Origin of the sequence: Caulobacter segnis (assembly GCF_003243465.1) — a bacterium.
GTDB classification, from domain to species: domain Bacteria; phylum Pseudomonadota; class Alphaproteobacteria; order Caulobacterales; family Caulobacteraceae; genus Caulobacter; species Caulobacter segnis_A.
In genome coordinates this window covers 23480-46084 of the sequence record NZ_QFQZ01000020.1, presented here as the reverse complement: position 1 = coordinate 46084, position 22605 = coordinate 23480, and the positions used below count along the sequence as shown (strand labels likewise).

Annotated in this window: 16 protein-coding genes; 5 read left to right on the top strand and 11 right to left on the bottom strand. The window is 69.4% G+C overall.

Annotated elements, in window-relative coordinates; translation table 11 throughout:
• Positions 1–45: 45 nt before the first annotated feature.
• Both DI526_RS08765 and DI526_RS08760 read right to left on the bottom strand, forming a co-directional pair.
• Positions 46–1596, bottom strand: coding sequence for a hypothetical protein (locus DI526_RS08765; RefSeq protein WP_304276599.1), 1551 nt, complete (start codon positions 1594–1596; stop codon positions 46–48).
• Complete coding sequence (locus DI526_RS08760) at positions 1596–2348, bottom strand: ABC transporter ATP-binding protein (protein WP_304276597.1); 753 nt, start codon at positions 2346–2348, stop codon at positions 1596–1598. The genes DI526_RS08765 and DI526_RS08760 overlap by 1 nt, the downstream gene beginning before the upstream one ends.
• A 132-nt stretch (positions 2349–2480) precedes the next feature.
• On the opposite strand from DI526_RS08760, the gene DI526_RS08755 reads away from it, so the two are divergent.
• On the top strand, positions 2481–5069 hold the full coding sequence (locus DI526_RS08755; RefSeq protein ID WP_304276595.1) for a glycosyl hydrolase 115 family protein: 2589 nt from the start codon (positions 2481–2483) through the stop codon (positions 5067–5069).
• 16 nt (positions 5070–5085) lie between these two features.
• Here DI526_RS08755 and DI526_RS08750 read toward each other — a convergent pair whose 3' ends face one another.
• The 5 genes from DI526_RS08750 to DI526_RS08730 all read right to left on the bottom strand — a co-directional run bounded on the left by DI526_RS08750 (position 5086) and on the right by DI526_RS08730 (position 9396).
• Positions 5086–5631: a hypothetical protein gene (locus DI526_RS08750; RefSeq protein ID WP_304276593.1), complete on the bottom strand. Its 546-nt coding sequence runs from the start codon at positions 5629–5631 to the stop codon at positions 5086–5088.
• A 74-nt stretch (positions 5632–5705) separates the two neighbouring features.
• Positions 5706–6257, bottom strand: coding sequence for a hypothetical protein (locus DI526_RS08745; protein WP_304276592.1), 552 nt, complete (start codon positions 6255–6257; stop codon positions 5706–5708).
• 83 nt (positions 6258–6340) lie between these two features.
• Positions 6341–6823 carry a hypothetical protein gene (locus DI526_RS08740; protein WP_304276590.1) on the bottom strand — a complete coding sequence of 161 codons (483 nt, stop codon included), beginning with the start codon at positions 6821–6823 and terminating at the stop codon, positions 6341–6343.
• Positions 6824–7024: 201 nt separating this feature from the next.
• On the bottom strand, positions 7025–8473 hold the full coding sequence (argJ, locus tag DI526_RS08735; RefSeq protein ID WP_304276589.1) for a bifunctional glutamate N-acetyltransferase/amino-acid acetyltransferase ArgJ: 1449 nt from the start codon (positions 8471–8473) through the stop codon (positions 7025–7027).
• 11 nt (positions 8474–8484) lie between these two features.
• Entirely contained in the window at positions 8485–9396 is a 912-nt protein-coding gene (locus DI526_RS08730; protein ID WP_304276586.1) for a peptidyl-prolyl cis-trans isomerase, read from the bottom strand.
• A gap of 279 nt (positions 9397–9675) precedes the next feature.
• On the opposite strand from DI526_RS08730, the gene secA reads away from it, so the two are divergent.
• On the top strand, positions 9676–12444 hold the full coding sequence (secA, locus tag DI526_RS08725) for a preprotein translocase subunit SecA (protein WP_304276584.1): 2769 nt from the start codon (positions 9676–9678) through the stop codon (positions 12442–12444).
• 55 nt (positions 12445–12499) lie between these two features.
• On the opposite strand, the gene DI526_RS08720 is transcribed toward secA, so the two are convergent.
• Positions 12500–13852 carry an MFS transporter gene (locus DI526_RS08720; RefSeq protein ID WP_304276582.1) on the bottom strand — a complete coding sequence of 451 codons (1353 nt, stop codon included), beginning with the start codon at positions 13850–13852 and terminating at the stop codon, positions 12500–12502.
• 83 nt (positions 13853–13935) lie between these two features.
• Here DI526_RS08720 and DI526_RS08715 point away from each other — a divergent pair, with 83 nt between their 5' ends.
• Both DI526_RS08715 and DI526_RS08710 read left to right on the top strand, forming a co-directional pair.
• Positions 13936–14640, top strand: a complete 705-nt coding sequence (locus DI526_RS08715; protein WP_304276580.1) for a helix-turn-helix transcriptional regulator — start codon at positions 13936–13938, stop codon at positions 14638–14640.
• A 410-nt stretch (positions 14641–15050) separates the two neighbouring features.
• On the top strand, positions 15051–15704 hold the full coding sequence (locus DI526_RS08710; protein ID WP_304276578.1) for an Abi family protein: 654 nt from the start codon (positions 15051–15053) through the stop codon (positions 15702–15704).
• 33 nt (positions 15705–15737) lie between these two features.
• Here the strand turns inward: DI526_RS08710 and DI526_RS08705 are convergent, their stop codons facing one another.
• From DI526_RS08705 to DI526_RS08695, 3 genes are all read right to left on the bottom strand, one after another.
• Positions 15738–16793 (bottom strand): DUF2855 family protein, encoded by a 1056-nt coding sequence (locus tag DI526_RS08705; RefSeq protein WP_304276576.1) that lies wholly within the window; start codon positions 16791–16793, stop codon positions 15738–15740.
• Positions 16794–16952: 159 nt separating this feature from the next.
• Positions 16953–19532: an ATP-dependent chaperone ClpB gene (clpB, locus tag DI526_RS08700; RefSeq protein WP_304276574.1), complete on the bottom strand. Its 2580-nt coding sequence runs from the start codon at positions 19530–19532 to the stop codon at positions 16953–16955.
• 96 nt (positions 19533–19628) lie between these two features.
• On the bottom strand, positions 19629–20399 hold the full coding sequence (locus tag DI526_RS08695) for a M48 family metallopeptidase (protein WP_304276572.1): 771 nt from the start codon (positions 20397–20399) through the stop codon (positions 19629–19631).
• 261 nt (positions 20400–20660) lie between these two features.
• Between DI526_RS08695 and DI526_RS08690 the strand changes: the two genes are divergently transcribed.
• Positions 20661–22547, top strand: coding sequence for a methyl-accepting chemotaxis protein (locus tag DI526_RS08690; RefSeq protein WP_304276570.1), 1887 nt, complete (start codon positions 20661–20663; stop codon positions 22545–22547).
• Positions 22548–22605 lie beyond the last annotated feature (58 nt).

Below are 22605 nucleotides of genomic sequence, written 5' to 3'. Positions count from 1 at the left end.
CACCCACCTTCCCGGCATTCGCCGGGAAGATCGGATTTAAGTTCCCTACCCCACCGCCGCCGCGCGCAGGGCCGCGGCGATCTGCGCCTCGGTGCGGCGCAGGGCCATCATTAGGGCGAGGGCGACGATCAGCGGCAGCGGGGCCCAGGCCAACCAGCCGGCGACGGCCAGGGCGGTCGCCGCGGCGGTCATCATGGTCACCGCCAGTTCGCCCAGCGCCGCCAGGAAGGAGCTGCCCTTGCGGCGGCGGAAGTCGGCCCGCTTGCCGGGCTTTTGGCGCCAGACGCCGATCATGCCGGCCGCCCAGGCGGTCAGGCCCGAGCCCACGGCGGTCCAGAGGCCGGCCAGCGGCTGGAACCAGGCCATGACCGCGACCGGGACCACCAGCAGCAGGGCCACCGGGATCAGGGCCGCCGTCAGCTTGGCGCGGTTCAGCACCGACACCGGCGTCGGCGACAGGGCCAGCAGGTCGGGGGTGTCCTCGGCCGAGACGGTGATCCAGATCAGGCTGCCGGCCACCTGCCCGGCCAGGAAGGCGACGCCCGCCGCCCCGCCGGCCAGCATCCAGGCCGGTTGGTGAGAGGCGTTGCGGGCCAGCACCAGCGCCAGCGGCAGCATGTAGAGCACGCGCAGCAGCACCTGGGACAGCAGGGCCGCGTCGCGCCCCATCAACCGCAGCTCCTTGCGCAGGGTGGCGCGGAAGGCGCCGGCGGCGAAGGCGCGACCGGGTCCCTTGGCGGCCTTGCGGGTCTCGGCCCCTTGGGTGGCGGCGGCCGCGTCGGCGAAGCGGCGGCCCAGGGTCCAGGCCGACAGCAGGAAAATCCCCGCCCCGATCGCCACCACGGCCAGCAACGGCAGGGGCTGGCCCAGCGCCGCCCGCAGCGGCAGGTCGGCCAGGGGCGGCAGGGTGATGCGGCCTTCCTTGGCGGCGCGGGCGATCTCGGCGAACAGGCTGTTGCTGGCCTTCTCGCCCATCAGGTTGCGATACTGGCTGGCCAGGAAGAAGGCCGCGCCGATCAGGGCCGCCATCACCTGGGCCACGGTGCGCGTGCGGCGCGGCCCGATCAGGGCGAACAGGGCCATGGCCAGCAGCAGGCCGACGCCGGCGGCGGCCAGGGCGGCGGCGACCAGCACGACGAACACCGCGGCCCAGGCCGGATGGCCCAGCACGATCGACGGCGCCAGCAGCAGAACCGCCGGGACCAGGAACCAGAGCAGGGCCGAGATCGCCAGGCCCAGGGCCCGGACGAACAGCACCTTGCGCGGCGACAGCGGCGAGGAGAACAGCAGGTCCAGGTCCCCGCGCACATAGAGGGCGTCGGCGGCGCCGGCCAGGGTCGTGGACAGCATCAGGGTCAGGATCACGGCCAGGGCGAGGCCCGCGATGGCGATCGACAGCGGGCCGATCGGGATCTCGTGGCCGCGGATGCCCATGGCGATCAGCACCCCCACCGTCAGCAGCGCGACGCCGGCGACGGTGAAGGCGATCGCGGTCCCGACGGCCCCGCGCTTGCGGCCCGAGATGAAGCCGCGCCAGCCCAGGCGCAGTTCGTGCGCCAGCAGCCAGGGCGTGCTGGCCGGCTTGAACAGCGCCATCAGGCGACCTCGGCCGTCAGCTGCAGGAAGATGTCCTCGAGCGTGCCGCCACCGACGCGCTCGCCGGCCTTGCCACGCAGCTCGTCCAGCGTGCCCTCGGCCAGCAGGCGGCCGCCGGCGATGATGCCGATGCGGTCGGACATGCGCTCGGCGACCTCGAGGATGTGGGTGGTCAGGATCACCGTGCCGCCGGCGTCGACGCGCGCCTGCAGCATGTCCTTGACCAGGCGCGCGGCGGCGGCGTCGAGGCCGGTCAGCGGCTCGTCCAGGATCAAGAGCTTGGGATCATGGATCAGGGCCCCGGCCAGGGCGACCTTCTGCTTCATGCCGCGCGAGAAGCCCTCGCAGCGCCGCCGCGCCTCGTCGGTCAGGCCCAGGGTGGCGAGCAGCTCTTCCGCCCGCGCCTTGGCCGTGACCGGGTCGATGTTCCAAAGCCCGGCGACGAACTCCAGATATTCCAGCGGCGTCAGCTTGTCGTAGATCATCGCCTCGTCAGGCGCCCAGGCCAGCAGGGCCTTGGCGGCGGCGGGGTCCTTGCGGGCGTCGACGCCGAAGATCGAGACCTCGCCCTTGTCCGGCTGGGTGAGGCCCGCCACCATCCGCAGGGTCGTCGTCTTGCCGGCCCCGTTGGGCCCCAGCAGCGCGTAGAGCTCGCCCGCATGGACCGTCAGGTCGAGGTCGGACACCGCGGGCTTGGCGAACGTCTTGCTCAGCCCCCGCACGATCAAAGCTTCGGTCAAACCCGCCCCCACACACGATCACGGACCGGGAGTTGAACGCGATTACGCGAAGGACGGCAAGGGTGTGGAACGCGGGTCTTGCTGGTCTGACCTCGCCGTCCTATTGGTCAGATGATAACGGTAACAGCCGAACAGGGAGAAGACGTGCGGGACTTCAGGTTCAAGGTGCGGGCGGCGTGCGGCCTGGCCCTCGCCCTCTCGGCCTCGGCGGCCTTCGCCTGCGACACGCCGGTCAGCGTCTGCCCCACAGGCAAGGCTTCGAGCCTCGCTTTGATCCAGAAGGGCCGTCCGGCCGCTGTCTATGTCGACGCCAAGGCCAACCCGGCCGTGCGCCACGCCGCCGAGAGCCTGCGCGGCGACCTCGCCCGCGTCGCGGGCGGTGAGTCGGCCAAGCTGGACGACCTTTCGAAGGCCAAGGGTCCGGTGGTGATCCTGGGCGTCCTGGGCCAGAGCCCGGTGATCGACGGCCTGGTCAAGTCCGGCAAGCTGAAGGTCGAGGACCTTCAGGGCCAGTGGGAGGGCTTCCGCCAGGCGGTGGTCGAGCGCCCTACCCCCAACATCCCGCGCGCCCTGGTGATCGTCGGCTCGGACCGGCGCGGCGCGGTGTTCGGCGCCTATGACCTCTCCGAGCGGATCGGCGTCTCGCCGTGGGTCTGGTGGGCCGACGTCCCGGTCACCCGCAAGAGCGACCTCTTCCTGACCGCCGGCGCCCGCGCCGACCATCCGCGCGTCAAGTATCGCGGCTTCTTCATCAACGACGAGAACCCCGCCTTCAGCGGCTGGACCAAGGCCAAGTTCGGCGGCGTCAATTCCAAGGCCTACGCCCACGTCTTCGAGCTGATGCTGCGGCTGAAGGGCAACTATCTGTGGCCGGCCATGTGGGCGCCCAAGGCGTTCAACGACGACGATCCTCAAAGCAAGGTGATCGCCGACGAGATGGGCGTGGTCATGGGCAGCTCGCACCACGAGCCGATGACCCGCGCCCAGGACGAGTGGCATCGCAACAAGGACAAGGGCGTCACCGGGGGGCGCTGGGACTATTCGATCAACGCCGAGAACCTGCGGACCTTCTGGCGCGGCGGCATCGAGCGGATGATGTCGAAGGGCGACGGCACGCCCTACGAGAGCGTCGTGACCGTGGGCATGCGCGGCGACGGCGACGAGCCGATGGCCGAGGGCGCGGCGACCCAGCTCCTGGAAAAGATCGTCGCCGACCAGCGCCAGATCATCGCCGACGTCACCGGCAAGCCGGCCGACCAGACCCCGCAGATCTGGGCGCTCTACAAGGAGGTCCAGGACTATTACGACCACGGCATGCGGGTCCCGGACGACGTGACCCTGCTGTTCGCCGACGACAACTGGGGCCAGATCCGCCGCCTGCCCGTGGCCGGCAAGGACAAGCTGCCGCGCGCCGGCGGCTACGGCGTCTACTACCACTTCGACTATGTGGGTGGTCCGCGGAACTACAAGTGGATCAACACCAACCAGGTCGCCAAGGTCTGGCAGCAGATGGACCTGGCCTATCAGCGCGGCGCCCGGAACCTGTGGATCGTCAATGTCGGCGACATCAAGCCCCTTGAGTATCCCTTGAGCTTCTTCCTGCGCATGGCCTGGAACCCCGAGACGATGACGCCCAAGGCTCTGGCGGACTTCCCGCGTGACTGGGCCTCCGAGACCTTCGGTCCGGCGCTGGGCGCGGAAATCGGCGAGGCTCTATCGGAATACGAGACCCTGGCCTCGCGGCGGAAGCCCGAACTGCTGGACCAGGACACCTTCCCGCTGGGTCCGGACAACGGCGCGGGCCCGCTGGACGGCGGCCAATTCGGCGACATCGTCGAGCGCTGGAGGGCGCTGGACGCCAAGGTCGCGGCGATCAAGACCCGGCTGCGCCCCGACCAGCTCGACGCCTACCACCAGCTGGTCGAATATCCGGTGACGGCCTTCGCCAATCTCTATGAGATGTACTACGCCACGGCCTGGAACCGGCGGCTATCGGCCCGCAACGACGCCCGCGCCAATGTCTTCGCCGACAAGGTCGAGGCCGCCTTCAAGCGCGACGCCGACCTGACCGCCCAGTACCACGCCCTGAACGGCGGCAAGTGGGACGGCATGATGAACCAGGTGCATATGAGCTATGTGATCTGGAACGACCCGACCCAGCAGACCATGCCCAGCGTGGTCCGCGTGTCGGCCGACACCCCGCCCGACAAGCTGGCGGCCAAGGTCGTCTTCGCCCGCTCGGCCGCCGCCGATCCGAACTTGGTCACGCTGGAGGCCGCCAAGTTCGACCGCGCGGTCGGCGGTAAGGGCCTGACGTGGACCGTGGTCCCTCACCTCGGCCACGGCGAGGCGGTGCTGGCCCTGCCGCAGGGCCGCCCCTCGACCACCGTCGCCGACGGCGTTCGGCTGGAGTACGGCGTGCAGGTCCCGCGCTCGGGGCCGGCGACGGTGCGCCTGGCGCTGGCCCCCACCCTGGACGCCACCGGCGGCGACGGGATCCGGATCGGGATCTCGATCGACGATGGCCCCATGCAGGTCGTGAAGTCCGACCTGATCCCCACCCCCGGCGCGGCCAGCCGTCCGGAACAACGGGCCTGGGTCGAAGCGGTGAAGAACCACGTCCACACGGTCGAGATCCGCTTCCCCGAGGTGGCGGCCGGCCGTCACGTGGTCAAGGTCTGGCGCCTCGACGACAACGCGGTGCTGGAGACGGTGTCGGTGGATATGCGGTGAACGCGCTGTCTCCGCGTCACCTCGCCTGGCAGAGGAGGGACGGCGTCGGGCGGGCGTAGACGCTTGAGGACAGGGCGCGGGTGCGCTTGTTCGCCTGCGGTCCAGGGACCGTGATGGTGGCGAGCGTCCAGCGCCCGTTCCGCTCGGCGCAATAGACGTCTCGCTGGACCCGATCGCCGTCGAACAGGCCCGACAGGCCAGGACGGAAGCGCTCCGGGCGCGCCAGGATGGCCGCACGGGCCATTTCGCCCAGCGCGGCGGCGTCGCCTTGCTCCACGATCGCCGTGCAGCCGCCGTCGGTCCAGGCGACGACATAGGACGGCTTGAGCAGTCCAAGCCGCCAGGCCCTGTCCTTGGCGGTCCCGCCGAGGGCCCCGGATGACACGGGCAGCATTCCAGCGGCCTTGGCCAGGTCCTCGATGGGACGGCCCTCGACGACCGATTTCAGGCAGACCTCCGCGAAAGCGAGCCAACCGGGCGCCTCTGCGCCCGTCGGAACGCTCGGTAGCGGCCCGGAATTCGCGAAGGCCAGCAAGGCCGCGAGTTGGAGAGCTACCGTCAAAGGACACCCCAGGCTATCGCGGAATCAACCTTAGGAGGCAATACCCGCCTTTACAATCCCACAAAACCCTCGTCCTAGAACTTCGTCTTGCAGCCCTGCTTCAGGTGCACGCCGCGCAGGAAGCCGCGGCGGGCCAGGCCGGCGTCGACCGCCGCGTTCATCGCCCGGTCGGCGGGGGCGGCGCCGGTCACCTCGCGCACCAGGCCGCGGAACGGGATGATGCTGTTGATGATAGTCTTGCCGCCGGCCTCGGCCAGCTTGCCGGCGCGGTTTTCCTTGTAGGCGTTGCCGACGATGTAGTCGGGGCCCAGCACGCCGTTCAGGGCGGTGACCTCGGCCGATAGGGCCTTGCAGGCCTTCAGGCCCTTCAGGCTGTAGGGATCGTCATAGGCCTTCTGCAAAATCGGGGGGATCTCGCGGCGCGACATGCCGACGTCGCGGGCCGGTTGCGCGCCGATGTCGATGGCCTTCTTGCGCGCCTCGTCCCAGCGGCCCGGCTCCTGAGCCTGCTGCGGGGTCTTGGAGTCGGACTTGGCCTGCTCCGGCTTGGCCTGGCCGGCCAGGGCCGGCGTCGCCGCCAGGGCAAGGGCCAGCGCCCCGAACAGAACCGATCGCTTCACGGACATCTTCGCCCTCCACCCAGTAAACACCGATCAGGAACGGCGCGCGGCGCGTGCGGTTCCGGCCTCGGCTGAGTTTAAGGCCAAGCTTAGTTCGGCAGCGAAGCCGCTTCCAGGTCGAAGGCGGCGTCGAGGGCGTCCTCGCCGGGGATCTCGCCCAGCAGGGCCTGGGCGAACAGCGGCTCCAGCGCGTCCCAGACATAGGTCAGCTGCTCCAGCACGGCCGGAACGCCAGCCAGATCGAAGCCGGGATAGAGATCCTCGACCAGCCACAGGCCGCTCTCGGCGTCATAGGCGAAGCGGCAGCCGATCAGGCGGAACTGGACGCGGGCGATGGTCTCGAACAGGGCCGTCAGGTCGCGGGCCTGGTTCAGGTCCTCGGGATCCAAGACGAGACAGCGCGCCTGCACCCAGCCGTGGTCGGGCAGCAGGTAGAAGGCGCCGTCCTCCTCGTCCTCCCCCGAAACCTCCAGGCCCCGGTCGATCGCCTCGACGACATAGCCGGCGGCGCGGCAGACCTCGGTCAGCTTGGCCAGCTGGGCGGCTTCCTGGTCGGGGGTGAGGTCGGGCATGGGCGGGGCTCCGGGGTTTTGGGGCGGAGAGGATTTAGCACGAAGGCGCGGCGACGATGTCCCTTCCCTTCTCCCCTTGCGGGAGAAGGTGGCGCGCAGCGCCGGATGAGGGGTTGAAGAGCCTTTCCGACAGCGGAGCGCAACCCCTCACCCGACCCACTTTGTGGGCCACCCTCTCCCGCAAGGGGAGAGGGAATATCCCTAGCTCCGGTAGTCGCCGTTGATCGCCACGTACTGCTTGGTCAGGTCGCAGGTCCAGACCGTGGCCGAGCCCTTGCCGACGCCGACGTCGACGCTGACCTCGAATTCCTGGTTCTTGACGTAGGCGCTCATCTTGGCCTCGTCGTACTCGGCCGAGATCAGGCCGTCGCGGGCGGCGTAGAGGTCGCCGAACTTGACGCTGATCCGCTCGCGGGCGACCGGCTCGTCGGCGCGGCCCACGGCCATGACGATGCGGCCCCAGTTGGCGTCCTCGCCGGCGAAGGCGGTCTTGACCAGCGGGCTCTCGGCGATGGTGCGGGCGATCTTGCGGGCCGAGGCGGGGCTCTCGGCGCCGTTGACGGTGATCTTGACGAACTTGGTCGCCCCTTCCCCGTCGCGGACCAGCTGCAGGGCGAGATCCAGCAGCACGTGCTCCAGCTTGTCGCGGAAGTCGGCCAGGCGCTTGTCGCCCGGGCGGCTGATCTTGGGCGCGCCGGACTGGCCGGTGGCGAACAGCAGCAGGGTGTCGTTGGTCGAGCGGTCGCCGTCCACCGTCACGCAGTTGAAGGTCGTGCGGGTGTAGAGCGAGACCAGGGTCTGCAGGGCGGCGGGCGCGATGGCCGCGTCCGTGGCGACGAAGGCCAGCATGGTGGCCATGTCCGGCGCGATCATGCCCGAGCCCTTGGCAATGCCCGCGATCTTGACCTCGACCCCGTCGATCATGGCGGTCGCGTACGCGCCCTTCGGGAAGGTGTCGGTCGTCATGATCGCGCGGCCGGCCTGGGCCCAGGCGTCGGCGGTCAGGCGGGTCTCCACTTCCGGCAGGCGGGCGGTGATCTTGCTGTCGTCCAGGATCACGCCGATCACGCCGGTCGAGGCCATCATCACGTCGCGCTGGCGGCAGTCGAAGCGCTTGCCGACCGCCGTGGCCACGCGGCGGACCGCATCGGCGCCGGGCTTGCCGGTGAAGCTGTTGGCGCAACCGGCGTTGACCACCAGGGCCCGCACGTCCGCCCCGCCCGAAGCGGCCAGCTGGCGCTTGCACCAGTCCACCGGGGCCGAGCCGACGCCGTGACGGGTGAAGACGCCCGCGGCCGAGGTGCCCTCGGCGAAGCGCATCAAGAGCAGGTCCTCGCGCTCGTGCTTGTAGAAGCCGGCGCGGCCGGTGGCGATCTCGACGCCGGCGATCGGCGGGATGACCGGGAACGGCACGGCCAGCGGCGAGACGGCCAGGCCCGGCTTGCCCGCGCCCGTCGAGGCCGGCGCCGCCGGCGCGGCGGCCGTCGTCTCGCCCGCGTTCTTCTGGGCGCGGCGCAGGCCGGCGCGCTTCAGGGCCGAGGTCAGCGGATCGACGATCGCGTCGATCACGCCCCGCTCGACGGGGGCGGACGCGGGCTCGGGCGCCTTCGCGGCGATCTTCTTGCCGGAGGCTTTGGGGGTCTTGTTCATGGGAACCGCGTCTACTTCTTGGCGGGTTGAACGGGAGGCGGCGCCGAGGCCGGCGGGCCGCCCGGAATGTCGGCGGGGGCGGAGGCCGGCTCCTGGGGCCCGTTGATCGGGGCGTCCTGGGGCTTGCCGATCAGCATCTCGACCTTGGCCGAGCCGCGCAGCTTCTCGAGGATGTCGCGGACCTGGTCATAGGTCAGGAAGCGCACGATCTGCGGACGGGCGGCCTCCAGCGTGATCGGCTCCTCGACGCGCTTGTCCTCGACCTTGACCAGCACCCAGCCGCCCTCGGCCGCGAACGGGCCGACCAGGGCGCCCTTCTGGGCGTCCTTCAGGGCCACGCCATAGGCTTCGGGCATGACGTCCAGGGTGAAATAGCCCAGGTCGCCGCCGTTGAAGCGGGTGGCCTGGTCGGTCGAGCGCTCCATGGCCAGGGCGTCGAACGAGGCGCCGGAGGCCAGCAGCTTCTTGACGCTCTCGGCCTCGGCCTGGTTGCCGACGATGATCTGGCGGGCGCGAATCTCTTCCGAGCGCTTCGAGAGCTTCTGCTGCTCGGCGTAGAGCTTGCGGATGGCGTCTTCGGTGACGGCCTTCTCGACCACGCCCTCGACCAGCATGTCGCCCAGGATCCGCTCGCGAGCGGCGGCCAGGCGGCGCTGGGCCACCGGCTCCTTGTCGATCTTGCGCTTGATGGCCTCGGCGGCCAGCAGCTTCTGGTCGATGACCTCGTCGAGGCGCTGGCGGAACACCTCGCTGGAGACGTCCAGCGGCTCGCCCTCGCTGATCAGGCCTTGGGCGACGGCCTCGCGCTTGACGTCGCTGGCCCAGATCACCTGGCCGTTGACGCGGGCCACGGCCGTGTCGCCGGGCTCGGGCGGGCGCTCGGCGACCTTGTTCTGGCCACAGGCGACGACCATAAGCGCCATCGCGACCGCCAGACCGACGCCGCCGAGGGAGAAGAAACCGCCTTGTCCACCCGTTGCCCGGCCCTGCGTATTCGCCATGCGCGCTGCCTGTTTCCGTGAAACCTTAGGGGACTGGTCAGAAACCCGTCGCGTTGACAGGCCTTTGACCGGTGCTTAAGTCTCGCGCGCGTGCAAGTCGAGCGGTTTTTCCGTCGGTCAACACGCCCCGAAAACCCCGTAGTCGAGGCCGCCAAAGCCTTTGCGCCGGCCTTAATAATAATCGCTCCGGATTTCCTCTACATGCTCGGTTTCGCCAAAAAGCTCTTCGGCTCTTCAAACGAACGCAAGGTCAAGGCCTTGGCGGCGCGGGTGGCGAAGATCAACGCCTACGAAGCCGAATACGCCGCGCTGTCGGACGAAGCCCTGAAGGGCAAGACCGCCGAGTTCAAGGCGCGCCTGGAAAAGGGCGAGTCGCTCGACGACATCCTGAACGAAGCCTTCGCCACGGTGCGCGAAGCCTCCAAGCGCGTGCTGGGCATGCGCCACTTCGACGTCCAGATGGTCGGCGGCATGGTGCTGCACTTCTCGGGCATCTCGGAAATGCGCACGGGTGAAGGCAAGACCCTGGTCGCCACCCTGCCGACCTATCTGAACGCCCTGGAAGGCAAGGGCGTCCACGTCATCACCGTCAACGACTACCTGGCCCGCCGCGACGCCGACTGGATGGGTCAGGTCTACAACTTCCTGGGCCTCAGCTACGGCGTGATCGTCAACGGCCTCTCCCAGGGCGAGCGCCAGCGCGCCTATCGCAGCGACATCACCTACGGCACGAACAACGAGTTCGGCTTCGACTACCTGCGCGACAACCTGGTCTACGACGTCTCGGAGATGGTCCAGCGCGGCCACAACTTCGCGATCGTCGACGAAGTGGACTCGATCCTGATCGACGAGGCCCGCACGCCGCTGATCATCTCGGGCCCGACCGAGGACCGCAGCGAGTTCTACAAGACCATCGATCTGCTGGTGAAGCAGCTGATCCTCGACAAGACCACCTACGACCACGACGAGAAGCAGAAGCAGGTCATCCTGACCGAGGACGGCCAGGAAAAGATCGAGGAGATGCTGATCGCCGGCGGCCACCTGGCCGAGGACTCGGCAGGCCTCTACGACGCGGCCAACGTCTCGGTCGTGCACCACGTCAACCAGGCCCTGCGCGCCAACATCCTCTACACGCGCGACAAGGACTACATCGTCAAGGGCGGCGAGGTTGTCCTGATCGACGAGTTCACCGGCCGCATGATGACCGGCCGCCGCCTGTCGGAAGGCCTGCACCAGGCCATCGAGGCCAAGGAAGGCGCCGACATCCAGCCCGAGAACCAGACCCTGGCCTCGGTGACCATCCAGAACTACTTCCGCCTCTACAAGAAGCTGTCGGGCATGACCGGCACGGCCTCGACCGAGGCGCAGGAATTCGACGACATCTACAAGATGGGCGTGTCGGAAATCCCGACCAATCGCGTCATCCAGCGCATCGACGACGACGACGAGGTCTATCGCACCGAGCGCGAGAAGAACGAGGCCATCCTCAAGCAGATCGCCGACTGCCACGTGCGCGGCCAGCCGATCCTGGTCGGCACCGTCTCGATCGAGAAGTCCGAGGAGCTGTCCAAGCTGCTGTCGACCTACTCGTTCGAGAAGGACGGCAAGAAGGTGAAGGGCATCCCGCACCAGGTGCTGAACGCCCGCTTCCACGAACAGGAGGCCGTGATCGTCGCCGACGCCGGCGTGCCGGGCGCGGTGACCATCGCCACCAACATGGCCGGCCGCGGCACCGACATCCAGCTGGGCGGCAGCATCGACATGCGCATCGCCAACTGGCGTCAGCAGCAGCGCGGCATGGGCCTGGAGATCACCCACGAGGACGAGGTCGAGGAGCGCGCCCGCCTCGAGGCCGAGATCGCCGATCGCAAGAAGCAGGCGCTCGACGCCGGCGGCCTGTTCGTGCTGGGCACCGAGCGCCACGAAAGCCGCCGCATCGACAACCAGCTGCGCGGCCGCACCGGCCGTCAGGGCGACCCGGGCCGCAGCAAGTTCTTCCTGTCGTGCGAAGATGATCTTCTGCGCATCTTCGCCGGCGACCGCCTGGACGCGATCATGCGCACCTTCGGCGTCCAGGAAGGCGAGGCCATCACCCACAAGTGGCTGAACAACGCCATCGCCACGGCGCAAAAGCGCGTCGAGCAGCGCAACTACGAGATCCGCAAGAACCTCCTGAAGTACGACGACGTCGTCAACGATCAGCGCAAGGCCGTGTTCGAGCAGCGCCAGGAGTTCATGGAGTCGACCGACCTCTCGGACATCATCACCGAGATGCGCCACGACACGATCGACGACCTGGTCGCCCGCCACCTGCCGCCCAAGGCCTATGCCGAGCAGTGGGACATCGAGGGCCTGACCGAGCGCGTGAAGTCGATCCTGGGCCTCGATTTGCCGATCGCCGAGTGGGCCGCCGAGGAAGGCATCGCCGACGAGGAGATCAAGGACCGCATCACCAAGGCGGCCGACGAGTACGCCGCCCAGCGCGAGGTGATCATCACGCCCGAGCAGATGCGCTCGGTCGAGAAGAACTTTCTGCTGCAGATGATCGATCTGCAGTGGCGCGAGCACCTGATGCACCTGGATCACCTGCGCAACGTCATCGGCCTGCGCGGCTACGGCCAGCGCGATCCGCTGAACGAGTACAAGACCGAGGCCTTCTCGCTGTTCGAGAAGCTGCTCGGGGATCTCCGCACCAACACCACCCGCTGGCTGATGACGGTCGAGATCGCCTACGCCGAGCCGGAAGTCCCGCACCAGCCGCTGGAAGGCCTGCAAGAGGTCCACCTGGACCCGCTGACCGGCGAGAACGCGGCCGTGGCCGGCGCCATCCCCGACGGCCTGTCGCCGCAGCAGCGCGAGGCCCTGCCGGTCTCGGCCCTGCCGGAAGACTGGGAGCGCACCAACCGCAACGCCCCCTGCCCCTGCGGCTCGGGCAAGAAGTTCAAGCAGTGCCACGGCTCGCTGGTCTGAGCTTGAGCTGAACTGATACGAAGACGCCCGCCCCGGGAGACCAGGGCGGGCGTTTTTACGTCCCCCTCTTCGCGCGCGAGCGAAGAACGATCAGGGCGGCGCCGACCAGCAACGCCGCCGCGCTGATCGCCGACAGCCGGAGGCCCGCCACCACGTCCGCGCCCGCCAGCGCGCCGAAGATCGCCACGCCCGCCGCGCCACCCACCTGGCGACAGGCGTTCAGCGCGCCCGAGGCCGCTCCGGCGTCGTGGCGATCGACGCTGGCCAGCAGGCCGCTGGTGAGTGCTGGAATCGCCAGCCCCATGCCGCCCGGGATCAGCGCGAAGCCGGGCAGCATCTCGGCAAGACCGCTTCCCGCGCCCAACCGCGCCGTTAGCCCATAGCCGCCCGCCGCGATCAGCGCGCCGCCCGCCGTCACCACGCGGGGGCCGAACCTGGCGACGAGGCCCCCGCTCAAGAGGTTCGACACGATGAAGGTCGCCGTCAGCGGCAGGAACGCCACGCCCGCCTGGCTGGGCGACCAATGCAGGGCGCGCAGCATATAGAGGCTGAGGACGAAGATCAGACCGTAGTAGGTGAAGTTCAGCGCCGGGCCGACCACCAGCGCGGTCCAGGCGGGACGCTGGCGAAAGACGTCCAGGGGCATGGCCGGATGCGGCGTTCGGCGCTCGAACAGCACGAAGCCTCCCGCCAGGGCCAGGCCAGCGAACAGGGTCGCCAGCGGCCCGCCGGTCCAGCCGCGATGGCCGCCCTCGATCAGCCCGCCAACCAGGAGCAAGACCGCGCCGACCGCGAGAGCCTGGCCGGGCAGGTCCAGCGAAACTCTTGGCTTGGCCGGAGTCGGCGGGGCGACCGCCAGGGTCAGGACCGCGCCCAACACGCAGATCGGCAGGTTCACCAGAAACACCCAGCGCCATCCGACGACCTCGACCAGCAGGCCGCCCAGCACAGGCCCGGCGGCGATCGACACCCCGCCGGCGGCGGTCCACCACCCCACGGCCGCGGCGCGCCGCCGGGCGTCGCCGTCCGCCGCGTGGGCGATCAGGGCCAGCGAGGGCGGGATCAGCAACGCGCCCGCCGCGCCTTGCGCCGCGCGCGCCGCGATCAGCGCCAAGGGATCAGGTGCGAAGCCGCAGGCGGCGGAGGTCAGGCCAAACAGCAGGAGGCCGGCCACGAAGGCGCGGCGCGGCCCGACCCGGTCACCGATCGCCCCGGCCGACAGCAGCATCGCCGCCAAGGCCAGCACATAGGCGTCGACCAACCACTGTAGCTGGGCGGTCGAGGCTTCGAAGGTGCGTCCGATCGCATCCAGCGCCACATTGACGATCGTCACGTCCAGTTGGGTGACGAAGAAGCCGAAGCTGGCGGCGGCGGTGATCCAGGGGAGACGGGAGGGCGCGGTGGTCATGCTCCGCCTTTGCCTGGACGCGGCGAGACGATGTTACACGCGCCGATGAACCATTCCGCGTCGATCGGGTCTAGAGTGGCGACATGGACGCCAATATCGCCACCCCCGCCGCCCTGATTGGCGACACGACCCGCGCGGCGATGCTTCAGGCCCTGCAGGACGGTCGGGCCCAGCCCGCCAGCGCCTTGGCCTGGGCCGCCGGCGTCACCGCCCAGGCGGCCAGCAATCACCTGTCCAAGCTGGTCGATGGCGGCCTCCTGACCGTCGAACGTGAAGGCCGCCACCGCTACTACCGCCTGGCCTCGGCCGAGGTCGCTCACGCCCTGGAGGCCCTGTCGGTCCTGGCCGCGCCGGTGCGGTCCCTGGAGACGCCTCGCTCGGCCAAGGCTCGCGCCCTTCGCGACGCCCGCTGCTGCTACGGCCATCTGGCCGGCCGCCTGGGCGTGCGGGTCTGCGAAGCGCTGGTGGCCCGCCACCTGCTGCGCCCCGCCGCCGACAAGCTGTATGACGTCACGCCGGACGGCCTCGCCTGGTTCGAAGACCTGGGGGTATCGGTCGGAGGCCTGCGCTCATCGCGCGGCGTCGCCCGCCAATGCCTGGACTGGACCGAGCGCCGTCATCACCTGGCAGGCCCGCTGGGCGTGAAGCTGTTGGCCGCGATGACCGCCCGTGGGTGGCTGACCCTGGAGCCGAAGGGACGCGCGGTGCGGTTGACGATCGACGGCGCCCAGGCGCTGCGCGAGCGGTTGGGGGTGACCCTGGACGAGGACGGCCGGGTCGCGGCATAGCGCTCCCTACGGCCGCAACACCACCCCCACATCCGCCGCCGTTCCGCCGTCGACCTGCTCGAGATAGGCCGCGCGGATCGCCTCCGCCCCCCGCCCCTCCTTCACCGTCAGTCAGCGTGGCGCGTCAGCCACGAAAGGCTTCAGGGCGGCTTCTAGGCGATAAGGGGGACGAAGAAGAACTCAGACCAGAACACAACCCAATCGAGAAAATTTCCGTTGGCCCAGACCGCTCTACAACCTAGAGTAAGCCAACAACAACATCATCCGCCGGGGCGAACCCGGCGGGCAAGCGTGACTAACAAGGCCCGAAAATGAATTACCCCGGCCGCATGCTGGCGCAGAGGCGAAACCGGGGTGTCCACAGGTGGATATAAATGACACCCCACCCCGTTGCAAGAATGGGCTGAGCCATGGCGCGGATCGACGACATGGAGGCTGCGCTCTCGCTGGAACGGTTCGGCCGCTACGTCGCCTGGGCGGGCGGCGATCGGGAGCAGGCCTTGAGGCTCTACACGCTCAACACCCAGGTCTCTGAAGCGCTCTATATCGCGCTCCAGACCCTGGAGATCAGCCTGCGCAACCGCATCCACACGGTGATGTCGACCAAGTACGGCGAGCGCTGGTCCCGGGACCCCGCGCTCATAAAGGCCCAGCACCAGACGGCCCAGGTCGCCGACGCGATCGCCGAGATCGAGGCCAACGGCAAGGAGCCCACCGCCGGTCGCGTGGTCGCGGCCCTGAGCTTCAGCTTCTGGACGGCGATGTTCAGCCCCGCCTACGAGGACCTCTGGCGCTCGACCCTGCGGTTCATCGCCACCCGCGAAGGCAAGGGCCTTGCGCGCAAGGACTTCTCGCGGCCGCTGACCCAGATCCGGCTTCTACGAAACAGGATCGCCCATCACGAGCCGATTCTGCACTGGGATCTCCAGCGCCATCATCGCCAGCTGCGCGAGCTGACGCTTTGGCTGTCGCCGCCCGCCTTTGACTGGAGCCAAGATCTGGATCGGTTCGACGCCGTCTATCCTGCCGAAGGAGCGTTGCTGGCCCGCGACGCCCAGGACTGAGGGCTTCCCCGGCCTCTCGACCGATCCCTCCTCCTAAGGCCGCAACACCACCCCCACATCCGCCGCCGTCCCGCCTTCGACCTGCACCAGGTACGCCGCGCGGATCGCCTCCGGTCCCTGGCCTTCCTTCACCGTCAACCACCGCGCCGCGTCCGCCACGAACGGCGTCCAGGCCGCGCCGTAGCGTTGCTCGAACTCGCCGCCGGCCCAGTCCTGGCGGCGCTTGGCGATGCGGTCGGGGGCGAAGAAGAAGGCCGGCGTCGGGCCGGGCAGCGCCGCCTGGACGCGCGGGACCTCCCAGTGGGTGCCGCCGACCAGGATCGAGGCCGCCAGATCGTCGCGGAACCGGTTATGGACCGCGCCCAGCACCGGGCTGTCGCCCGCGAAGTCGACGAACACGGCCGGCGCGGCGATCGGCGCCGTGGCGATGTCGTCGTAGAGGACGACCTGGTCATAGAAGCCCAGCCCCTCGACGAAGCCCTTGTTGCGCGGCGAGGTCAGGCCGACCACCTTGACCGCGCCGCGCTGCTTCAAGAGCGCCGCCAGGGCGATGGCGGTCTTGGACGAGGCGCTGGACAGCACCACGCTCTGGGCGCCGTGGAAGCCGGCCTCCTCAAGCTGGTCCTCGATCAGGAACGAGGTCATGAACAAGGGCTGCAGCAGGGCGCGATAAGCCTCGAGCGGCTCCTCGTCGCCGACCGCGGCGTACTGGTTGTAGATCACGGCCATAGGCTGGCGATGCGGCGCGGCGTCCAGGAAGCCGCTCTTGCCGGCCCTGGCCTGCACCGTCAGGTGCGTCGACATCGGCCAATAGCCGTAGAAGCGCTGGCCCACGGCGATCTCGGGATGGGCGCTCTCCTCGACCCGCGCGTGGCCCCAGACCGGCACCCGGCCAAAACCCTCCGGCGCCGGGAAGAAATCCCAGTAGCGCATCATCTCGCCGAACACGGCATAGGTGATGTTGTTGGCCGTCAGGGCGAAGCTCTCGATGGCCAGCCGGACCTCGCCCTCGGCCAGCGGCGCGGGCGCGGTCTCGCGGATCTCGGCGCGGCGCAGGTCGTCCTTGGCGACCAGCAGGTCCCAGCCCATGGCGTCTCTCCCTCTGTTTGGAGGGAAGCTAGGCGGCGGCGTGGAGGCCGTCAAACGGCTGTTTGCCCCATCCTACCCTGGGGGGCGGTGAAACCTCCCCCCCATCGCCAAAGGCGATGGGCCCCTCGCTCTCACGAAGAGGGAGGGGCTCGCCTATCCCTACTGCAGCACCGCCTTGCCGAACGACAGCTGCCCATCGGCGACCCCGACGGCGATGACGCCGCCGTCCTCGATCTCGCCGGCCAGCAGCTTCTTGGCGATCGGGTCGACCAGCTCCTTCTGGATCACGCGCTTGAGGGGGCGCGCGCCATAGACCGGGTCGTAGCCCTTGTCGGCGATCCAGTTCAGGGCCTCGGCGTCGAGCGCCAGGGCCATGCGGCGGTCGGCCAGCAGCTTCTCGACGCGGTGCAGCTGGATGCGGACGATGTCGCCCATGTTCGAGCGCGACAGGCGCTTGAACAGGATGATCTCGTCGATCCGGTTCAGGAACTCGGGGCGGAAGTGGCCGCGCACCGTGTTCATCACCATCGGCCGGACGGCCTCGACATCCTCGCCCTCTTCCTGGTTCGCCAGGTACTCCGCGCCCAGGTTGCTGGTCATGATGATCAGCGTGTTGCGGAAGTCGACCGTGCGGCCCTGGCCGTCGGTCAGGCGGCCGTCGTCCAGCACCTGCAAGAGCACGTTGAAGACGTCGGGGTGGGCCTTCTCGATCTCGTCGAACAGCACGACCTGGTACGGACGCCGGCGCACGGCCTCGGTCAGCGCCCCGCCCTCGTCATAGCCGACATAGCCGGGAGGCGCGCCGATCAGGCGGCTGACCGAATGCTTTTCCATGTACTCGGACATGTCCATGCGGGTGATGGCCGCCTCGTCGGCGAACAGGAACTCGGCCAGGCTCTTGGTCAGCTCGGTCTTGCCCACGCCCGTCGGGCCCAGGAACAGGAACGAGCCAATCGGCTTGGACGGATCCTGCAGGCCGGCGCGGGCGCGGCGGACGGCGTCGGAGACGGCTTCCAGCGCCTCGTCCTGGCCGACCACGCGACCGCGCAGCTCGTCCTCCATCTTCAGCAGCTTCTCGCGCTCGCCCTCGAGCATCTTCTCGACGGGCACGCCGGTCCAGCGGCTGACGACGGCGGCGATCTGCTCGGCGTCGACGACCTCGGGCGTGAGGGCCTGGGCGTCGCCCTGCTCGGCTTCGGCCAGACGCTTTTCCAGGGCCGGGATCTCGCCGTACTGGATCTGGCCGGCGCGGGCGAAGTCGCCGGCGCGCTGGGCGTTGGCGAGGTCGGCGCGCAGCCGGTCGAGCGCTTCACGCGCTTGCGCCGCGCCCCCGACCTTCTCCTTCTCGGCCTTCCACTTGGCGGTCATCTCGTCGGACCGGAACTGCAGGTCGTCGATCTCGACCTCCAGGTTCTCCAGGCGCTGCTTGGAGGCGGCGTCGGTTTCCTTCGAGAGGGCCTCGCGCTCGATCTTCAGTTGCACCAGGCGCCGGTCGATCTCGTCCAGCTCCTCGGGCTTGGAGTCGATCGCCATGCGCACGCGGCTGGAGGCCTCGTCGACCAGGTCGATCGCCTTGTCGGGCAGGAAGCGGTCGGCGATGTAGCGGTTGGACAGCGTGGCGGCGGCGACGATGGCGCTGTCGCTGATCCGCACGCCGTGGTGAACCTCGTACTTTTCCTTCAGGCCGCGCAGAATCGAGATGGTGTCCTCGACCGTCGGCTCCTGCACGAAGACCGGCTGGAAGCGACGGGCCAGGGCCGCGTCCTTCTCGACGTGCTTGCGGTACTCGTCCAGCGTGGTGGCGCCGACGCAGTGCAGCTCGCCGCGCGCCAGGGCGGGCTTCAAGAGGTTCGAGGCGTCCATGGCCCCGTCGCTCTTCCCGGCGCCCACCAGGGTGTGCATCTCGTCGATGAACAGGATGATCGAGCCCTCGGCCGCCGTCGTCTCAGCCAGCACGGCCTTCAGGCGCTCCTCGAACTCGCCGCGGTACTTCGCGCCGGCGATCAGGCTGCCCATGTCGAGCGACAGCAGCTTCTTGTCCTTCAGGCTTTCCGGCACGTCGCCGTTGACGATGCGCAAAGCGAGGCCCTCGACGATGGCGGTCTTGCCGACGCCGGGCTCGCCGATCAGGACGGGGTTGTTCTTGGTGCGGCGCGACAGGACCTGGATCGTGCGGCGGATCTCCTCGTCGCGGCCGATCACGGGGTCCAGCTTGCCGTCACGCGCCGCCGCCGTCAGGTCGCGGGCGTAGCGCTTGAGCGCCTCATAGCCTTCCTCGGCGTTGGCGCTGTCGGCCGTGCGGCCCTTGCGGATGGCGTTGGCGGCGGTCTCCAGGGCCTGGGCCGAGGTCCCCGCCTCCTTGAACAGCTTAGCCGCCTCGCCGCCTTCCTTGGCGATGGCGATCAAGAGGCGCTCGGTGGTGACGAAGGCGTCGCCCGCCGCCTTGGCGGCCTTCTCGGCCTCAGCGAAGACGCGGGCCGTGTCGGGCTTCATGTAGAGCTGGCCGCCGGCGCCGTCGACGCGCGGGGTCTTGGCCAGCAGGGTCTCGACGCCGCCGTCCAGCTGGTCGGGGCGGCCGCCGGCGCTCTGGATCAGGGCGCGGGAAAGCCCGTCCTTCTCCTCGAGCAGGACCTTCAGGATGTGTTCGGGCGCGAATTGCTGATGGCCCCGCGCGAGGGCCAGGCTCTGGGCCGACTGAACGGCCTGCTTGGCGCGATCAGAGTAGAGATCGATGTTCATAATGTCCCCTTCCTAGGCGGATCGGGACGCGTCGCCTTGATCAAGCACAACGCGTCCTGAGGGGCATTTAGGTGTGGCTGATCGGCCACACAAGGCCTACCAGCCCTTGCTCGCCAGATATCGTTCCAGGGCCTGGATCCGCACCGCGTCCGACGGGTGGGTCGAGCCAAGATCGCCGCCGGCGCCCGCCGCGCCCTTGGCCTGGTCCATGGCCTGCATGTTCTCCCACAGCTTGACCGCCTCGCGCGGGCGGTAGCCGGCGCGCTGCATGAAGTCGACGCCCAGGCGGTCGGCCTCCAGCTCCTGCTTGCGCGAGAACGGCAGCAGCACGCCGTACTTGGCCGCATCGTCGCCGTGGTCCTTGAGCAGCTTGCCTAGGTCGCTTCCGCCCGTCGCCGCGCCCGCGATGCCCAGCAGCACCTTGGCGGTCGTCTGCTGCGAGGCGCGCTCGGCGGCGTGGTGGGCGACGACGTGGCCGGCCTCGTGGCCGATCACGGCCGCCAGCTGGTCGTCGTTCTGGACCATCGACAGCAGGCCCACCGTCACCCCGACGTGGCCGCCGGGCAGCACGAAGGCGTTGGGGGCCTCGTCCAGGAACACCGCATAGTCCCACGGCCGGTTCGACAACCCGGCCGCGTCGATCACCCGCTGGCCAACGGCGCGCACGCGCTCGTTCTTGCGCGGCTCCTTGGAGATGTAGGCCGTCCGCAGCGTGTCGGCCCAGGCCTTCTCGCCATCGCGGGCCAGGCTGTCGTCATTGACGATCAGCAGCTGGTCGCGACCGAGGTCGGCGTTATAGGCGCAGCCCCCCAGCGCCGTCGCGGCGGCGAGAAGCAGCGGCAGGGTCAGGCGGCGTACAGGGGCCATGGTCTCGGCGACGAATGTTTCCAACACGACACAAGCTTATCCATGGTGGAGGCGGGGGGCGCAACCGCCCGCACGAGGCGACGGCGTCCACCCAAGATTGAAGTTGAGCGCAAGATGTCGCACCCCCGCTCATCTTAAGAGCGCATAGTTTTCGGCGATCCCTAATATGAGTTCGACTGTAATGGCGTCTCCACGGCTTATTAAGCGTGCGAAATAGATACCAGGAGCAAGTTGGGGCAGAAGAAAATACGGACCGCGTACATGAGCGACACGTCCAAGGGACCGGCGGCGGCCTCCGCGCGCCGGTTGGAGCGTTTCATCACCCTGTTGATCGGCAGCCTGAGCCTGTTCTGCGTGCTCAGCGCCGGCGGCGGAGCGGCCATGGTTCACATGCAGAACGAGGCCCGCAAGGTCGAGTCGGCGCGCGATGACGCCACCAACGCCCGGATGCTGGAGCTGGCCGTGCTGTCCAAGCAGATCCAGCTGGAGATCGTGCAGGTCCAGCAGTTCCTGACCGACGTCTCGGCGACCCGCGGCCGCGACGGGCTCGACGACGGCTGGGAGGAAGCCGAGAAGAACGCCGCCGGCTTCCGCCGCGACGCCGCCCGCATCCACGTCCTGGCGCGGGAGCTGAACGCGCCGGGCATGGACAAGGCGCTGTCCGACGTCGAGGCCGCCTTCCCCGGCTATTACGAGGCCGGTCAGCGGATGGCCCGCGCCTATGTCGCCGGCGGCTCGGACGCCGGCAATGCGATGATGGGCTCGTTCGACGCGGCCAGCGAAAATCTGGCCGGCCGCATGGACGCCGCCCGCAACGAGCTGGCGGCCCTCGAAACCGTCCAGGACAAGCACGACGCCGCCATCGAGGGCGGCCTCTCGCGCCAGCAGACCGTGACGATCACCGTGGCCATTGGCGCGGCGCTGGCGGCCTGCGCGCTGGGCGCTGTGGCGGTGCTGCTGACCCGCGCCCGGCTTCTGCAGCCGCTGTCGGTGCTGGGCGGCTATATGGGACGGCTGGCGGACGGCGACTATGAGCGCGAACCTCCCTTCCGCAATCGGCAGGACGAGCTGGGCGGCATGGCGCGCGCGATCGGCGTGTTCCGCCAGGCCGCGCTCGACCGGCGCCAGGCGCGGCTCGACCAGGACGCCGAGCGGGACGCCAACGAGCGCGAGCGTCGCGCCGCCGACCGCCAACGCGAGGAGGCCGACGCCGAGCGCCAGGCGGTGGTCCGCAATCTGGCCCAAGGTCTCGGCCGGCTCGCCGAGGGCGATCTGGCCACGCGCCTGGAGACGCCGTTCCCGCCCGCCTACGAGGAACTGCGGGGCGACTTCAACGCCGCCATCGTCCGCCTGGCCCAGACGCTCGGCGCCATCACCCAGAGCGCGGCCAACATGCGCTCGGGCTCGGAGGAGATCGCCAGCGCCGCCGACGACCTGTCGCGCCGCACCGAGCAGCAGGCCGCCAGCCTGGAGGAGACCGCCGCCGCCCTCGACGAGATCGCCGCGACCGTCCACAAGGCCAACGAGGGCGCGCGCACCGCCGCGAGCGTCGTCAGCCAGGCGAAGGCCGACGCCGAGCAGTCCAGCGACATCGTCTCGCGCGCCATTGCGGCCATGGGCCAGATCCAGGCCTCGTCGGAGAAGATCGGCCAGATCATCGGGGTCATCGACGAGATCGCCTTCCAGACCAACCTGCTGGCGCTGAACGCCGGGGTCGAGGCCGCACGGGCGGGCGAGAGCGGCAAGGGCTTCGCGGTGGTGGCGATGGAGGTGCGGGCCCTGGCCCAGCGCTCGGCCGAAGCCGCCAAGGAGATCAAGGCGCTGATCAGCGAGTCCGGAACCCAGGTCGCCTCCGGCGTGGAGCTGGTCAACCGGACGGGCGAGACGCTCAGCCGGATCGTCGGCGAGGTGGTCCGGGTCCATGGCCTGGTCGGCGACATCGCCCGCTCGTCCGAGGAACAGTCGACGGGCCTGCGCCAGGTCAATACCGCCGTGAACCAGATGGACCAGGTGACCCAGCAGAACGCCGCCATGGTCGAGGAGACGACCGCCGCCACCCACTCCCTGCGCTCCGAAGCCCTGGAGCTGGCGCGACGGGTCGGGGAGTTCACCCTGGCGCGGGACGTGGCCGAGGCCCGCGCCGCCTAGAGCATCCGATCGGCGTGAAACGGCTGTCGGATCGAGAAACGCTCTAGTCCTTCCCGAC